Source organism: Acinetobacter uliginosus (assembly GCF_044130295.1).
In the GTDB taxonomy this organism is placed as follows: domain Bacteria; phylum Pseudomonadota; class Gammaproteobacteria; order Pseudomonadales; family Moraxellaceae; genus Acinetobacter.
Window position 1 is genome coordinate 1 of record NZ_JBIQOC010000094.1, and the last position, 15,948, is coordinate 15,948.

General features: G+C 42.1%; 14 protein-coding genes. 7 read left to right on the plus strand and 7 right to left on the minus strand.

The window, feature by feature from the left end; genetic code table 11:
• Positions 1-645: 645 nt before the first annotated feature.
• On the minus strand, positions 646-939 hold the full coding sequence (locus tag ACE01T_RS15080; protein ID WP_086197607.1) for a hypothetical protein: 294 nt from the start codon (positions 937-939) through the stop codon (positions 646-648).
• Between the two features lie 526 nt (positions 940-1,465).
• Complete coding sequence (tyrS, locus tag ACE01T_RS15085; RefSeq protein WP_180043256.1) at positions 1,466-2,698, minus strand: tyrosine--tRNA ligase; 1,233 nt, start codon at positions 2,696-2,698, stop codon at positions 1,466-1,468.
• Positions 2,699-2,761: 63 nt separating this feature from the next.
• On the opposite strand from tyrS, the gene ACE01T_RS15090 reads away from it, so the two are divergent.
• On the plus strand, positions 2,762-3,889 hold the full coding sequence (locus ACE01T_RS15090) for an anhydro-N-acetylmuramic acid kinase (RefSeq protein ID WP_180043255.1): 1,128 nt from the start codon (positions 2,762-2,764) through the stop codon (positions 3,887-3,889).
• Between the two features lie 80 nt (positions 3,890-3,969).
• Here ACE01T_RS15090 and ACE01T_RS15095 read toward each other — a convergent pair whose 3' ends face one another.
• From ACE01T_RS15095 to ACE01T_RS15110, 4 genes are all read right to left on the minus strand, one after another.
• Positions 3,970-5,259 (minus strand): lytic murein transglycosylase, encoded by a 1,290-nt coding sequence (locus ACE01T_RS15095; protein WP_180043254.1) that lies wholly within the window; start codon positions 5,257-5,259, stop codon positions 3,970-3,972.
• A 662-nt stretch (positions 5,260-5,921) separates the two neighbouring features.
• The gene (locus ACE01T_RS15100; RefSeq protein WP_180043253.1) at positions 5,922-7,043 is read right to left on the minus strand and encodes a 5-(carboxyamino)imidazole ribonucleotide synthase; all 1,122 of its coding nucleotides are present in this window, start codon (positions 7,041-7,043) and stop codon (positions 5,922-5,924) included.
• Positions 7,044-7,070: 27 nt separating this feature from the next.
• Entirely contained in the window at positions 7,071-7,583 is a 513-nt protein-coding gene (purE, locus tag ACE01T_RS15105; protein ID WP_092820923.1) for a 5-(carboxyamino)imidazole ribonucleotide mutase, read from the minus strand.
• Positions 7,584-7,982: 399 nt separating this feature from the next.
• Entirely contained in the window at positions 7,983-8,321 is a 339-nt protein-coding gene (locus tag ACE01T_RS15110) for a DMT family protein (protein ID WP_086197613.1), read from the minus strand.
• Positions 8,322-8,577: 256 nt separating this feature from the next.
• Between ACE01T_RS15110 and mpl the strand changes: the two genes are divergently transcribed.
• Together mpl and ACE01T_RS15120 are read left to right on the plus strand one after the other, a co-directional pair.
• On the plus strand, positions 8,578-9,948 hold the full coding sequence (gene mpl, locus ACE01T_RS15115) for a UDP-N-acetylmuramate:L-alanyl-gamma-D-glutamyl-meso-diaminopimelate ligase (protein ID WP_086197602.1): 1,371 nt from the start codon (positions 8,578-8,580) through the stop codon (positions 9,946-9,948).
• Between the two features lie 229 nt (positions 9,949-10,177).
• On the plus strand, positions 10,178-11,263 hold the full coding sequence (locus ACE01T_RS15120; protein ID WP_180043252.1) for a zinc-dependent alcohol dehydrogenase family protein: 1,086 nt from the start codon (positions 10,178-10,180) through the stop codon (positions 11,261-11,263).
• A gap of 190 nt (positions 11,264-11,453) precedes the next feature.
• Here ACE01T_RS15120 and ACE01T_RS15125 read toward each other — a convergent pair whose 3' ends face one another.
• Positions 11,454-11,738 (minus strand): GNAT family N-acetyltransferase, encoded by a 285-nt coding sequence (locus ACE01T_RS15125; protein ID WP_180043251.1) that lies wholly within the window; start codon positions 11,736-11,738, stop codon positions 11,454-11,456.
• Positions 11,739-12,119: 381 nt separating this feature from the next.
• Here ACE01T_RS15125 and ACE01T_RS15130 point away from each other — a divergent pair, with 381 nt between their 5' ends.
• The 4 genes from ACE01T_RS15130 to ACE01T_RS15145 all read left to right on the plus strand — a co-directional run bounded on the left by ACE01T_RS15130 (position 12,120) and on the right by ACE01T_RS15145 (position 15,795).
• Positions 12,120-13,076, plus strand: coding sequence for a TerC family protein (locus ACE01T_RS15130; RefSeq protein WP_395519594.1), 957 nt, complete (start codon positions 12,120-12,122; stop codon positions 13,074-13,076).
• A gap of 217 nt (positions 13,077-13,293) precedes the next feature.
• Entirely contained in the window at positions 13,294-14,610 is a 1,317-nt protein-coding gene (guaD, locus tag ACE01T_RS15135) for a guanine deaminase (RefSeq protein ID WP_395519595.1), read from the plus strand.
• Between the two features lie 222 nt (positions 14,611-14,832).
• Complete coding sequence (hpt, locus tag ACE01T_RS15140) at positions 14,833-15,360, plus strand: hypoxanthine phosphoribosyltransferase (RefSeq protein ID WP_180043249.1); 528 nt, start codon at positions 14,833-14,835, stop codon at positions 15,358-15,360.
• 177 nt (positions 15,361-15,537) lie between these two features.
• Entirely contained in the window at positions 15,538-15,795 is a 258-nt protein-coding gene (locus ACE01T_RS15145) for a GlsB/YeaQ/YmgE family stress response membrane protein (RefSeq protein ID WP_086197596.1), read from the plus strand.
• The last annotated feature ends 153 nt before the right edge of the window (positions 15,796-15,948 follow it).

Genomic DNA, 15,948 nt, shown 5'->3' on the forward strand with positions numbered 1-15,948 from the left:
AATAAACTTCGAGTAATTTCTACCATTCAATCAATGAAAATAATTTCGATCAATCAACCAGTAAAAATCCACACAAGTTGTTCTTCATAATCTCTTAATGATCTTTCTAATACCTCGTCAGTATTAGAAGCTGGACTTTAATGAACTTAACAACTTAGCACTTCGTGCTTCGTTCGTTTCCGTCTATCTCGTCGGTATGGAGTGCATTCTAGAGGATTTCAGAATCATTGCAACCCCCAATTCACTATATTTTTCACGTATGTCTCTTTTTTCTACGAAAATTGCCAAAAAATCGCTTTTTTATCTAAATTTTGAGCATTTTTCTTAAAAAAATAGCGGATTCATTGTGATTCAAATAAAAACAACCCATTTTTTTAAGACCTGATAGCGATCAAAAAACTACGGAATTCCAATAAAACCCTAAAATTCCTTTTCGCTATAAAGGATTTTTAAAGCTTTCTCTGATTACAGACGATATTTTGCTCTTTTCCATCCGACTTATAGATATACAACACTTTATTCAAAGCAGCTTTCTACTTTTAGACAGATTTTTTGCGATTTAAAATGAATCCGTTATCTTTCCACCTCCTTTTCAACCACAAAAAATGAAGAACTCATAAAGATTGAACAGCCTATTCAGATGAATTAAGCTACATAGGGTGAATCATTACGCCCCAACCAATAACACATGACTTCTTCAATCATTTCTTTCTTACCCTTATAGTCTTCAGCAGCAAATAATAATTTAGCCCGACGCGGTAAACGTTCTTTGACCAATGAAAATAAAAGATAGTGAGAGGCAATATCTAATCGCTGTAATAAAGCATAGGCTTGCTCAAAAGATTCCTGCTTCTGTTCAGGCGTATCGTATTCAAATAGAAAACGTAAAATAAAATCGATTTCCTGATCAAAAATATCCTGAGTCTGGTAATGATACATAAATAATGCTTACCCTCTTTTTTATGACTTTTATAAATATTTTTGAGATTCCATATCACAAGCATGCTAATGATGGGATTCAATCTCAGCATTCATACTGCAGTCTAGCCCGTATTTCAAGCAAATGAAAAACGCAACAGTCCAATAAAAAATCAGCAGGAATCGTGGAAATTCAGAAATAAAAAAGGAAGAGATCTCTCCCAAAATCTCTTCCCTGGAGTTGAATCTTTATGCGATCCATCGTGTCATTATTATAGTTATCTACAAAAATTTAAAAAAAGCCTCTTGGGGAAGAGACTTAAAAATTGTGGAGTTATTCTTATATACCCTCTAGATATGTTTCTACACAATGTCTAGATGAATAAATCTTAAACATAAAATATGACAAAATCAAGACAATTGGAAAAATTTAAGTATTGTTTTTATAAGCTTTTTTTTGAATTTATATATTTATATAATTCATATATAACTAAAAAAATAAAAGCAGGCCGAAGCCTGCTTTTATTTCAACAACTTAGAATAATACTCAGTCTACAAAAGTCACTTTTGCAATTGCTTTTTTGCTGGCTTGAACGATCAAAGTCACGTTCTCTTTCACAGAAAAATTAGCATCAACCACATTCCAATCTACTTTAACAGCACCACGACCGATCGCATCTTTGGCTTGAGCCGCATTTTTAGTTAAACCCGCAGCACGTAAAATAGAGGTAATAAAGATTTCACCACCAAATTCGCCACGTGAAATGGTCACCTCAGGTGTTCCTTCAGGCAATTCACCTTCGGTAATCAGGTTACCCGCACCTTTATGTGCAGTTGCCGCAGCTTCGGCACCATGGAAACGCTCAACCAATTCAAGTGCAAGAATCTTTTTCACTTCTTGCGGATTACGACCTTCAGCCACTTCTTTTAACAGCTGCTGGATTTCTTCAATCGACTTGAAGCTTAACAAATCAAAATAACGCTCGATCAGGGAATCGGGCATTGAAAGAACTTTTTGGTACATCGCACCCGGTGCATCAAACACGGCAATGTAGTTACCTAAAGATTTAGACATTTTATTCACGCCATCTAAACCTTCAAGAATCGGTACCGTAATACAGACTTGTGCTTCCTGGTCATAACGACCTTGCAAAGTACGCCCCATCAACAGGTTAAAGGTTTGGTCTGTCCCCCCCAACTCTACGTCAGCATGTAATGCGACCGAGTCATAACCTTGCACCAATGGATATAAAAATTCATGAATCGCAATCGGTTGGTGGCTGTTATAACGTTTGGTAAAGTCATCACGTTCCAGCATACGTGCTACAGTCTGCTGTGAAGCCAGCTGGATTAAATCAGCTGCAGTTTTTTGAGCAAACCATTCAGAGTTGAATACCACCTTGGTTTTAGCCGGATCAAGAATTTTAAATACTTGCTCTTGATAGGTTTTTGCATTTTCCAGCACTTTTTCACGTGACAGAGGCGGACGTGTCGCGCTTTTACCTGTTGGATCACCGATCATGGCGGTATAGTCACCAATCAGGAAATAAACTTCATGCCCCAAATCCTGGAACACTTTCAATTTATTAATCAGAACCGTATGGCCCAAGTGCAAGTCAGGTGCAGTTGGGTCAAAACCCGCTTTAATTTTAAGCGGACGATTTTCTTTTAATTTCTTCAGAAGATCTTCTTCAGAAATAATTTCATGCGTGCCTCGTTGAATGAGGGCAAGTTGTTCTTCAGCCGGCAGGAAATTTGACATCACAAAACCCAAACACATCAGTTATTCAATTTGTGCGATATACTAACACTTTTTCAGCACATTGCAGGCTTAAGAATAATCATGACAGCGATCTATATTGGGGTAATGACCGGCACGAGCATGGATGGTGTCGATATTGTTGCTGCTTCTTTTGATCCCTTACAGCTTCATGCGACCCTCACTTTGCCATTTGATCCAGATCTTCGTGACGAACTGATGGCGCTCACCCTACCGGGCGACAATGAAATTGACCGTATGGGCAAAGCTGACGTTGCTTTAGCCAGCATGATTGGTCAAGGCATTAATACGCTCATTGAAAAGAACCATTTAGATCGTAACCAAATTAAAGCCATCGGTTCGCATGGACAAACCATACGCCACCGCCCTGAACATGGCTTCACCCTGCAAATTGGTGATCCCAACATCATTACCGAAATGACGCAAATTCCAGTCATTTCAGATTTTCGTCGTCGTGATATGGCGGCTGGCGGTCAAGGTGCCCCTCTGGTTCCTGCATTTCATCAAGCCTTGTTTCAGCATGACAACATTCATCGTGTAATTCTGAATTTAGGCGGGATTGCCAATGTCAGTATGCTGCCTGCCGGCAAACCCGAAGCGGTATTTGGTTTTGACACCGGTCCTGCCAATATTCTTATGGATGCCTGGTGTCAGCGTTATACTGGTCAGCCCTATGATGAAAATGGCAACTGGGCAGCCTACGGACAACCCATTCGCAGCCTGCTGGACCGCTTGCAGGCGCATGAGTTTTTCTCCAAAGAACCACCGAAAAGTACTGGCCGCGAAGACTTCAACCTGGAATGGCTGGATGAACAGATTCTCGACTGGCGTAATGACCTTGAATATGACGAATTAGAAGATACCCCTGAAAATGTTCAGGCGACCTTAATGAAACTGACCACCCGCGCCATTAAAAAAGCCATTTACCGTTCCGACATGGATACCGGTGAAGTTTATGTCTGCGGTGGCGGAGCCTATAACTCGAACCTGCTTGAACAATTGCGCTGGCGTTTACGCAAACACGAATGGACAGTACAAACTACAGCAGATTTAGGGCTGAGCCCAACCTGGGTGGAAGCAACTGCTTTTGCCTGGCTGGCTATGCGCTTTGTGAATCAGCAAAGTGGTAATCTGCCTGCAGTCACCGGTGCGGCTGGCTATCGTATTTTGGGAAGCATAACGGCCGTCTAAATATTTTTTAATGCAAAACTTCAGCATAAAAAGGTCTGCTTGATGCAGACCTTTTTATTTCTATACGTTTATAGAGCTATCTATTGCATCATTTTTTTAGCATTTTCACTGCGCAAGGCATTTAAAATTTGTTGTCCGGCTCGTCCGGTTGGGCTAAGCTCCAAACGAATCTGTTCCTGACGGATCGCTTGACGGGTTTTATCCCCAATCAGGCCATCTACAGTACCAATGTCATAACCGCGATTGATCAAGAATTGCTGAATTTCACGACGCTCTGCACGCGATGTTCCTGCATCATCAGTGGGCCAGGTTTTACTAAAGCCAGCACTCTGACCCTGTAAGCGATCAGACAAATGCGCAATCGCCAGAGCATAACTTTCCGCAGCATTATAACTATATATAGCATCAAAATTTTTAAAGACTAAAAATAACGGCCCTTTTTCACCCGCAGGTGCCATGAGACCTGCAGCAGATGACTCGCTTAAATTACCTTGAATTAACGCTGAACCATCCGCGCGAACCACGCCTTGACTGACCCAGCTGCTTAAAGCCTTTTTATTGCGACGGCTTTCACCCGCAATAGACATGCCTTCCGGAATTCTGACTTCAAAGCCCCAAGGCATGCCAGTTTGCCAGCCGCGTTTTTTCAGAAAATTGGCGGTTGAAGCCAGAGCATCTGTAGTACTGGACACCAGGTCACGGCGTCCATCGCCATCAAAATCGACAGCCAACTCATCATAAGTAGAAGGCATAAACTGGGTATGGCCAAATGCCCCTGCCCACGAGCCTTTCATTTGCTGTTCGCTTAAATCACCGCGCTGCAAAATTCGCATGGTGGTAAAAAATTCGCCACGGAAATACCCCTGGCGACGCCCTTCACAACTTAAAGTTCCCAAAGCCTGCAATAAAGGATAGCTTCCGGAAATATCGCCAAAGTTACTTTCTACACCCCAAACCGCCACCACGGTTTCAGCCGGCACCCCATAGGTGGCTGCAACACGATTTAACACCTCTCGGTGCTGGGCCAGTTTTTGTTGCCCCAACTGTACCCGCTCTTCATCAACCAGACCGGATAAATAGTCCCAAATCGGGGTCGAAAATTCAGGCTGATAATTCAATTTATCAATCACAGAATAATCAGGCGTTAAATTTTGCGTATAGCGATCATAGGTAGAGCTACTCACACCCGAAGTTATGGCTTGACTACGTAAGTTTGCCAGACATTGCTGAAAATTATTTTGCGAAGTCAAAATTTGATTGGCTGGTGGGGTTGAAGTGACTGTGACAGGTTGACCATTAATAATCAGCTCAGCATTGGCTTGAGTCATGGCAAGGAAAACTGAACCTAAAACGAAAGCTAAGCGCTGCATAGTATCCTTTACGATCTTTGAATTTAAATTATGCTTTTACCATACCACCATCAGCACATCGTTTCTGAATCAAATCGTAAATTTAAATTCATTTTCTTCATTTTAAATTCATATTTACTTTTGAATTTAAAAATTTTATCCACAGATTTTATTTTTAGTTTTTTTAAATTCAAAACATAAGGAAATATGAATTTAAATTCATTATTTTAAATTTAAAGCAAAGTTTTAAATTCAAACGGCTTGTGGGTAAGCTAATTCTGACCGTTTTTATAATCTTAGAAAGCTCATACTTTAAATTTAAAATCCTAGTTTTTAAATTTAAAAGTTTAAATTCATTTCCTGCTCAAATACTTTGAATTCATATTTTTTTAAATTCAAATGCACGAGTTTAAATTTAAATTCATATTTTGAATTTATTTTTATCTTTTGAATTTAAAAATTTCTGCATTGTTTTACGACAATAAAACTAAAATACAGAACCATTCTATTTGTTTGTTTTTTATGCAGTATATTTATAAAGCATTGTATAAATTACACACAATTATTTTTATTTTGTTCCGATAAATGGCGCATTCTCGAAAAGAGGCGCAATCATGCCCGAAGTGCAGGCATAAAAAAAGCGATCATTGGCATGACCGCTTTTTTATCATTCAAACTTGGGTTTAAATGCTCATATCTTCGCTAAGTGCTAGTGGATTCGGCAAAATTTTCGCCAATGCACGGCATAAAGTAGTCAGTTCAGCACTGTCATTTGGCATCAAGGTGATATGGCCAATTTTACGACCTTCACGCTCAGTCTTGTTATAAAGGTGCAAATGAGCGCCATTTAAAGCCAAGACATCTTCAGATTTAGGATGTTGACCAATAATATTGATCATCACCGTTGGACGAACCACTTCAGTTGAACCTAAAGGTAAGCCCGCCACCGCACGAATGTGGTTTTCAAACTGCGAGCAAACAGCACCTTCAATTGACCAGTGCCCCGAGTTATGCACGCGTGGTGCCATCTCATTGGCATACAAGCCCTTGTCAGTGACAAATAGCTCTAGCGTCAACACACCGACATAATTCAAATGATTCAGCAGACGAGTGATGTAGTCTTGTGCCACAGGCTGTAAATCGGCGCTGTTAGGTGCAGGCACAATTGAGTGCGACAAAATACCATTATGATGGTGGTTTTCTGCCAATGGCCAGGTTTTCACCTCACCATTTTGGCCACGTACCGCAATAATTGAAACTTCACGTGAGAAAGTCACAAAACTTTCTGCAATCAGTGAACCAGCCGGACCAAGCTCAGCCCATGCCTGATCAACCTGATCTACAGAACGCAGCACAAACTGACCTTTACCGTCGTAGCCACCTGTTGTCGTTTTCAAGACGATTGGCAAACCCAGTTCAGCAACAGCCACTTGTAAGGTTTCTAGCGAATCGACTGCCTTATAAGGCGCAACTGGAATCTCGAGTTGATCGAATAAAGCTTTTTCCAGCAAACGGTTTTGCGCAATAGCCAAAGCCTGACGCGGCGGGTGTAATTGTTTTTGCTGGGTTAAAATATCCACATCTGCAAGCGGGGTATTTTCAAACTCCAGACTAAATACATCCGCACTTTGAATAAATTCATTTAAACCATTTTCAGCTTGGCTTGAGATGACCTGACCCAGCGCTGCAGAAGGGCAATCTGTATTGGCTTCAAAGAAGGTGCATTGAATATTCAACGGTAGAGCAGCTTGCGCCATCATACGGCCGAGTTGACCACCACCAAAAATACCGATGGTTTTATCCATAACATGTGTCCCGTTTTAAGCTTGGCTTTAGTTTTGGCCTGGAATATTTTTGCTTGCCACTTTTTCAGTTTGCGCAGCGCGGAATTCAGCAACATTTTTTGCAATTTCAGGACGTGTTAAACCTAAAATTTGCGCTGCCATAATGGCTGCATTGGTTGCACCAGCAGGACCAATTGCCAATGTACCCACTGCGATACCAGCAGGCATTTGCACGATTGAAAGCAATGAGTCTACGCCATTAAGAATAGAAGATTTCACTGGTACACCCAGAACCGGTAAGTCGGTTTTTGCTGCACACATGCCTGGAAGATGCGCTGCACCGCCAGCACCGGCAATAATCACCTGAATACCACGTTCACGTGCTGTTTCAGCATATTCAAATAAACGGTCTGGGGTACGGTGTGCAGAAACAACTTCCGCTTCAAATGGGACGCCAAGCTGTTTCAGCATATTGGCAGTGTGTTCCAGAGTTGCCCAGTCAGATTGGGAACCCATGATAATTCCAACGAGAGGTTGAGTGTCTGCAGCAGCCGCATTCATTGCAAATGTTCCATAAACGAATGTAAGGAAGGATAAATCTCGACAAGAGCCAAGTTTTAAATGAATCACAAGCTCGCTATTATAGACTGATTTTTCATCTCACCAAAATTTAACAGATACTTTACTGCTGTATTTCCGCTGCTTTTTAGGTAAATAATAAAGAAATCATCATCAATTCTAAAAAAGTATTAAATTATTATTTCCAACGATGCTATCGCGTAAAGGCGACATGGAGGTCGCCGTTGAGCTGTGATACAAGGAAGTATCATCAGATCAACAAAGGATTTTTGTTACTTTTGATCCCTCAAAAGTAAAACAATGCCTCCACAAATTATTTTGGATCATAACTTGAGAAGAAGGCGATGAAGTAACTCAAATTCCAAATAAAATTATCAAGTTTTACTGACTTCTAAAAACAAAATATACACAACCTAAAAGACACAATCCTGCCCACAAATAATCCAGTTTAAACGGCTGTTTAAACAGAAAAATCATAAAAGGTACAAAGACCAGCAAGGTCACCACTTCCTGGGTTATTTTCATTTGTCCCACAGCCCAGCCCTGTTGTGCAAGCAGGCGAGTGGCGGGAATCATAAAACTGTACTCCAGCAGGGCGATCAGCCAGCCGAATAAAATCGCCTGCCAAATGGGTGCATCATGTAAAAATTTAAGATGACCATACCAGGCCAAAGTCATAAAGCAGTTGGAAATAATTAAAAGCAGCAGGGCAAAGTACATAGTCAATTGATCTGGAATAACTGCAAATATTTTACGTTTTTCCAGTAAAAAAGCATGTGATTTCCGGACGGATTTTAGCGCGGAGAAATCCCGATCCAACAGCCCCCTAAACTACCGGATGCAATGCCGGGAATAGATACAAGAAAGACTATCTTTTCCGCAAAACCCTTGATATCGTTGCTTTCAAATTGAATCAATAATGACAACACCACCAATAACAACGTGATGTGTCTAAAAAGCAGTGGAGTTAAAACGCATGCATCTGCATATTTTGGGTATTTGTGGCACCTTTATGGGTTCGCTCGCACTATTGGCACGTGATTTAGGACATAAAGTGACGGGTTCGGATGCAAATGTCTATCCACCCATGTCAACCCAACTAGAAAATGCAGGCATTGGCTTAATGCAGGGTTATGACCGCAGTCATTTGCAGCCACATCCCGATCTGGTGATTGTCGGGAATGCCATGAAGCGCGGCATTGATGCGGTGGAATACATGCTCAATGAAGGTCTGCCTTATATTTCAGGTCCACAGTTCTTGGCCGATCATGTTTTACAAGGCAGACATGTGCTGGGTGTTGCAGGAACCCATGGTAAAACCACCACAACCACTATGCTGGCTTGGGTACTGGATCAGGCCGGTTTAAATCCGGGCTTTTTGATTGGCGGCGTACCTTTGGGTTTTAGTGAAAGTGCACGTTTAGGCGGCGGCAAATACTTCTGTGTGGAAGCAGATGAATATGATTCTGCCTTCTTCGACAAGCGTTCCAAGTTCGTGCATTACCATCCTAAAACCGCGATTTTGAATAACCTTGAATTTGACCATGCCGATATCTTTGATGATCTGGCTGCGATTCAAAAACAGTTCCATCATTTAGTACGGACCATTCCAAGTGAAGGCCGCATTATTGCGCCAATTACCGAAACCAATATTGATGAAGTTTTGCAGATGGGCTGCTGGACACCTGTGGTTCGCACTTCATTGGATGCCAATGACAAAGCGTTACTTTCTGCCGAACAGTTATTAAATGATGGTTCACATTTTAAAGTACTGGAAAATGGTATCGTTAAAGGTATCGTGAAATGGAACATGACCGGACAGCACAGTGTGGCCAATGCCTTGGCGACCATTGCAGCGGCGGAACATGTGGGCGTTTCGATCGAAACTGCATGTGAAGCACTTTCCAACTTTGGCGGCGTCAAGCGCCGTATGGAATTGCTGGATACGGTAAAAGGCATTGAGGTGTATGATGATTTTGCCCATCACCCAACCGCCATTGAAACCACGCTTGACGGCGCACGCAAACGCCTGGGTGAACGTAAACTGTGGGCCATTATTGAACCGCGCTCCAATACCATGCGTATGGGTAGCCACAAAGATGGTTTGGCGCATTCCGCACGTCTGGCGGATGAAGTAATCTGGTATCAACCGGAAGGGCTGGACTGGGATCTACAGCCGGTAATTGATGCCGCACCAAACAAAGCCGTGGTGGCACGTAGCTTAGATGACATCATTCAAACGGTTGTCTCTGAGGCAGGTGAGGGCGATGCTGTGGTGATTATGTCGAATGGTGGTTTTGGCGGATTACACCAGAAATTGATTAGTGCCTTACAGCAAAACGCTTAAACTTCTTTTCAGCCTGAACTTGATCAGGATCGTAGCCAATCGTTCTGCGGTCCTTCACCAACAAATTAATAAATCATATATTATTTTTTATTCAAATAACTATTTTGCTAATGACCTTGTCATCAAGACTTGTTAATTTAACTGGATAGCATCCCGCCAACATGACTGTTGCTATATAAGCCAGGCGGCTGGATGTCTTTTACAATAATCATTAAGAAGGATGGTCCCCATGTCAAATACAATGAAAGCAATGGTTTACTACGGCGCCAATGATATCCGCTTCGAAGAACGTCCTATCCCTACCATCCTGCATCCCGATGATGCGATTATCAAACTCACAAAAGTCACAATCTGCGGAACCGACCTCGGCATCTGGAAAGGTAAAAACCCCGAAATTGAACAGGTGGAAAAAGAAAAAACCGGCAGCTTTAATGGCCGCATTCTCGGTCATGAAGGCATCGGCATTGTAGAAGAAGTCGGTTCAGCCGTAAAAAACTTCAAGAAAGGCGACCGGGTAATTATTTCCTGTGTCAGCCGCTGTGGTACCTGTGAAAACTGCCAGAAACAGCTGTACGCGCATTGCCGTAATGAAGGGGGCTGGATTATGGGTTACATGATTGATGGCACCCATGCCGAATATGTCCGGACTCCATTTGCCGATACTTCACTCTATCATTTGCCAGAAGGCCTGAATGAAGATGTCGCAGTTTTCCTGTCTGATATTCTACCAACTTCACATGAAATTGGCGTGCAGTATGGTGATGTTAAACCGGGCGATAACGTGGCAATTGTCGGTGCTGGCCCGATTGGAATGAGCTGTCTGCTCACCGCACAATTCTATTCACCTGCCAATATTATTATGGTGGATACAGATGATAACCGACTGGAATTTGCCAAGACTGTAGGGGCTACCCATGTCATCAACTCTGCTAAAGAAGATGCCATTGCAAAGATTTTAGAGCTGACCGGTGGTCGTGGTGTTGACTGTGCCATTGAAGCAGTGGGTGTGGAACCGACCTGGAATATCTGCCAACATGTGGTGAAAGAGGGTGGCCATATTGCCAACGTGGGTGTGCATGGCAAACCCGTCAACTTTGAACTGAACAAGCTCTGGATCAAGAACCTGACCATCACCACCGGTCTGGTCAATGCCAACACCACCGGCATGCTGCTGAAAACCTGCTGTTCCGGCAAACTGCCACTGGAAAAACTGGCGACCCATCACTTTAAGTTTGCTGAGTTTGAAAAAGCCTATGATGTCTTCAAGCATGCCGCTGATGAAAAGGCACTAAAGGTGATGATCGACATGGCTTAAACTTTAAGTCTTCGATAAAAAAGTCCGCATCGCGGACTTTTTTTATTTTAGCCTGAATCAAAAATAGAAGAGTGGGCCTTTATTGGCCTGATGGCAGGTTCTGAATTTTATACCCTACTGCAAAGCCTTGATCTGCCAGATTTAAAAGCCAAATGACAGACAATCTCTCTATCGGCCAGCATCTTTAAACTTAGGCTACAACATCTGTAAAACTCTGATCACGTTTAAACATTACCTCCACATAGGAACAGGTAGGAATAATTTTTAACTGTTTTTCACGTGCAAATTCAACTAAAACATCTAACAATTTTCGTGCTACGCCTTGACCACGCAAACAATCATCCACCCAGGTATGATCAGCCACTATGGTATTTTCATTGCGCCAAACATAACTGATTTCTGCAATTCGTTGACCTGCATCATTCAAAGTAAAAAACTCACCTTGTTGGCCGTTATCCTTGTGTTGAAACTGCATCGCTAGTCCTCACTTTGTATTTGACTGGAACCAGAATACGTTAAAAGTAGATTATTTTAAAACAGTGTGAATAGATAAAATTTGCACAATTACAATAAATATGCGATTCTTCAGCCATATTTGGATGAAATCCAAAACAAAATTAAGTTGAACAAGGGGAGTAGCCTCCTCCAAACCTGATCATGATGCCGTTTTAAAATGATCAGGTGTCAGAATATCGTCATTACACTTTGCAAAAAGTCGGTATCTGAGCATCTGAATTTACATAATATGAATATTCAGATGTAGGCAAGACCTTGATCATGTTGACACAGATGTTTAAATCATCTGGCAACAGGTCAAGGTTTTTTTTATGGCCGGTTGTCAGGTGTGGAGATTTTTATGGAATCCATTGGCAATTTATGGCTGTATTTAGCATTCTTCGGTTTAGTTGCCGTTATGCTCATCATCGACTTCTTGGGCTTTAGACAAAAACAGGGCCAAGAAGTCAAAATTAAAACCGCAGCGTACTGGAGTATGGCTTGGGTTTCTGTCGCCGTACTATTTGGTGGTGGCTTATGGTTTTACCTGCAACAGACAGCTGGGGTAGCCATCGCAAATACCAAAGTCATGGAGTATTTTGCTGGTTACTTATTAGAGAAATCCCTCGCGATTGATAACGTTTTTGTATGGCTGATGATTTTTGCTGCCTTCGCTATTCCTCCGGCATTGCAACGTAAAATATTGCTCTATGGGGTACTCGGCGCCATTGTATTACGTACCATCTTTATTTTTATTGGTGCCTGGTTCGTTCAGGAGTTCTCTTGGGTACTTTATATCTTCGGTGCTTTCCTGGTCTATACCGGCTTTAAATTTCTTAAAGGTCATGACGAAGACCCCAATATTGAAGATATGGCCTTACTCAAGTGGTTACGTAAACATATGCGTATTACCCCGCAGCTGGAAGGAGATAAATTCTTTGTCCGTCAAAACGGTCTGTTATGGACCACGCCGTTATTTCTGGTCTTGATTTTGGTTGAAGCTTCCGATGTCATTTTTGCAGTAGATTCCATTCCGGCTATTTTCGCGGTTACCAGTGATCCCTTTATCGTATTAACTGCAAACTTAATGGCCATTTTAGGTCTACGTGCCATGTTTTTCTTGCTGGCAGGTGCAGCATCTAAAATGCATTACCTGCCGTATGGTCTCGGTATTATCCTGCTGTTTATTGGTTTCAAAATGTTGATGCTGGATGTGTTCCATATGCCAATCTGGATATCACTCGGCTTTATTGTGATTGTCCTGTCCATTACCGCATGGTTATCGATTCGCTACAACAAGCAACAACAGTCACTTTAATTTTTAAATAAAATGATTCGGCCTTTCATCTCATAAATGGAAGGCTTTTTTTATGCCCCCTATTTCAAGCGACTGGATATTTATAAGTAGAGTTTTTTATCCTTTAGCATGCCGCTCAATGCATCGCACAGGGGAGAGGATTAACCCCATCAGATCGGGTTTAAGGGAAAAATTTCAGGTACAATCAATCGAAAAAATTCAAAATCGCAGGTTTTCAATGTCTTCTGTAGTTGCAACGACGGCGGTTCGCGGTCGCTTCCTAGATATTCAGAATACGGTTGCCCAAGCGCGTGATATTCACGACCAAGTGCGATATGTAGAAGATGGTTTACTGATTGCCGAAAATGGCAAAATTCGCTGGTTTGGCGACTGGCAAACCGGCCAGCAGCATATTCCGGCTGATGTCGAAGTTCATCACTATCCCGACAAGCTGATTGTACCGGGTTTTATTGATACCCATATCCATTTTCCGCAAACCGAGATGGTCGGGGCCTATGGGGAACAGCTGCTTGAATGGCTGAATACCTATACCTTTCCAACTGAATTGCAGTTTAAAGACAAAGCCTATGCCGACAAAATCGCGCAGTTTTTTGTCCAGGAGTTATTAAAAAACGGCACCACCACAGCTTTGGTTTTTTGTACAGTCCATGCGGAATCGGTCGATGCCTTATTTGCAGCCGCAGAACAGTATCAAATGCGTTTAATTGCCGGCAAAGTGATGATGGACCGTCATGCACCAGAAGATTTGTGTGACACGCCAGAGACTGCTTATCAGGACTCTAAGGCATTGATTGAAAAATGGCATAGCAAAGGCCGCAACCTGTATGCCATTACCCCACGTTTTGCACCGACCTCGACGCCAGAGCAACTGGCCAAAGCAGGGCAGCTGAAAGCCGAATATCCCGATGTGTATGTGCATACCCATTTAAATGAAAACAAGAATGAAATTGCCTGGGTCAAAGACTTATTTCCTGAGCAAAAAGGCTATCTGGATGTCTATCACCATTATGGTTTAACCGGGCAACGTTCGGTATTTGCCCACTGTGTACATTTAGAAGATACCGAGTGGGACTGTATGCATGCGACCGACTCAGCCATCGCCTTTTGTCCAACCTCAAATCTATTTTTGGGCAGTGGTTTATTTCCCTTAAAAAGAACCTGGGAAAAACAGGTCAAAGTCGGTTTGGGCACAGACATTGGGGCAGGGACGTCCTTCAGTCAGCTGCAAACCTTGAATGAAGCCTATAAAGTACAGCAGCTTCAGGGCGATAAACTCTCGGCATTTGAGTCTCTGTATCACGCGACCTTGGGCGGCGCCAAAGCGCTGGATCTGGAGGATAAACTGGGTAACTTTAACCTAGGCAAAGAAGCCGATTTTATTGTGCTGGATTTAAAAGCCACTGCACTGCAGGCACTGCGTCAGGAACATGCCAAAAGCATTGAAGATGCTTTGTTTGCCCTGATGACCATGGGCGATGACCGTAATATCCATGCCACCTATATTTATGGAGCAGCAGCCTATGTCAAAAAGTGAAGTGAGAAAAAAATCTGCTAAAAAGATCATTGTGTGGGCTGGAATTGCCCTGGTGTGTGCATTTTTACTGAAACGCGATACGGTGCAGCACAAGGTCTGATTAGATTTACGAGCGCAAAAAAGATGCATCTCTTAAACAGATGTATTAAAATTAAAACAACTTTAGAGGTGTTGCTGGTCAACACCTTTTTTATTTTTTGATTTGCTTTTAGGTATCTCCCCATGACCGTTCATATGAGTGTGATGATCTCAACTGAAGAAATTCAAGCCAAAGTCAAAGAGCTTGGTGCAAAAATTAATGCTCACTATGCCAATAGTGACAAAGAATTGGTGCTGATTGGTTTACTTCGCGGTTCTGTCATTTTTATGGCGGATTTATGTCGTGCAATCAGCAAACCACATGAACTCGATTTTATGACCGTATCCAGTTACGGTGGCGGTACGGTTTCAAGCCGTGATGTCAAAATTCTAAAAGATCTGGATGGTGAAATTCGCGGTAAAGATGTACTGATTGTGGAAGATATTATCGACTCTGGTAATACCCTGAGCAAAGTTCTAGAAATCTTGAGCACTCGCGGTCCCAACTCTATTGAACTGTGTACGCTCATCAGCAAACCTTCACGCCGTGAAATTGAACTTGAAGTGAAATTCCTGGGCTTTGAAGTGGAAGATAAATTTATTGTCGGTTATGGCTTGGACTATGATCAAAAATATCGCCATATTCCATTTATTGGTGAAATTGGTCTATAAGACAGACTGAAGATACTTAAAGTGGCCGAAGGCCACTTTTTTATGCTTTAAATTGCAACAGGCACAAAAAAACAACAGTTATTAGCAGGATTCATCTGTTTCGTGTTGGATAAATGATTAATTATAAAAATGAAAGCGAATTGAAAGTAAATAAATGATAACAAAAGGAGAAGACTGATGTGGTCACTGATCGTTGCAATCGTGGTCGGTTTTATTGCAGGTTTAATTGCACGCGCTATTCATCCGGGTAATGATAAGGCAGGATTTTTTATTACTGCCTTGCTCGGTATTGCAGGTTCTTTATTGGCCACTTATGGTGGGCGCTTACTCGGACTGTATGGTGAAAACTCTGCAGCAGGTTTTATTGCTTCGGTGATTGGGGCCATCATTATTCTGTTTCTTTATAACCTGGTGACCAAGAATTCCAGGGGTTAAATGTCCTGTCGAATCATGGAATAAGTCATAAAAAAGCACCGTACACGGCACTACTGTCCCATAGTTTGCTTTAAATAAAAAAACCTGAGTCTAAATAGTTAAAATATGAGTGCAAACAAACACTTTAACTATAAAGGACTCAGGTTTTGTCAC

What these genes read in the sequence shown, in the direction of transcription:
- ACE01T_RS15090 (WP_180043255.1), top strand. Translation starts at nt 2,762, where the DNA reads ATGACAGCGATCTATATTGGGGTAATGACCGGCACGAGCATGGATGGT.
- guaD (WP_395519595.1), top strand. Translation starts at nt 13,294, where the DNA reads ATGTCTTCTGTAGTTGCAACGACGGCGGTTCGCGGTCGCTTCCTAGAT.
- ACE01T_RS15125 (WP_180043251.1), bottom strand. Translation starts at nt 11,738, where the DNA reads ATGCAGTTTCAACACAAGGATAACGGCCAACAAGGTGAGTTTTTTACT.
- tyrS (WP_180043256.1), bottom strand. Translation starts at nt 2,698, where the DNA reads ATGTGTTTGGGTTTTGTGATGTCAAATTTCCTGCCGGCTGAAGAACAA.
- ACE01T_RS15120 (WP_180043252.1), top strand. Translation starts at nt 10,178, where the DNA reads ATGTCAAATACAATGAAAGCAATGGTTTACTACGGCGCCAATGATATC.
- ACE01T_RS15110 (WP_086197613.1), bottom strand. Translation starts at nt 8,321, where the DNA reads ATGTACTTTGCCCTGCTGCTTTTAATTATTTCCAACTGCTTTATGACT.
- ACE01T_RS15130 (WP_395519594.1), top strand. Translation starts at nt 12,120, where the DNA reads ATGGAATCCATTGGCAATTTATGGCTGTATTTAGCATTCTTCGGTTTA.
- ACE01T_RS15145 (WP_086197596.1), top strand. Translation starts at nt 15,538, where the DNA reads ATGTGGTCACTGATCGTTGCAATCGTGGTCGGTTTTATTGCAGGTTTA.
- ACE01T_RS15095 (WP_180043254.1), bottom strand. Translation starts at nt 5,259, where the DNA reads ATGCAGCGCTTAGCTTTCGTTTTAGGTTCAGTTTTCCTTGCCATGACT.
- hpt (WP_180043249.1), top strand. Translation starts at nt 14,833, where the DNA reads ATGACCGTTCATATGAGTGTGATGATCTCAACTGAAGAAATTCAAGCC.
- purE (WP_092820923.1), bottom strand. Translation starts at nt 7,583, where the DNA reads ATGAATGCGGCTGCTGCAGACACTCAACCTCTCGTTGGAATTATCATG.
- ACE01T_RS15080 (WP_086197607.1), bottom strand. Translation starts at nt 939, where the DNA reads ATGTATCATTACCAGACTCAGGATATTTTTGATCAGGAAATCGATTTT.
- mpl (WP_086197602.1), top strand. Translation starts at nt 8,578, where the DNA reads ATGCATCTGCATATTTTGGGTATTTGTGGCACCTTTATGGGTTCGCTC.
- ACE01T_RS15100 (WP_180043253.1), bottom strand. Translation starts at nt 7,043, where the DNA reads ATGGATAAAACCATCGGTATTTTTGGTGGTGGTCAACTCGGCCGTATG.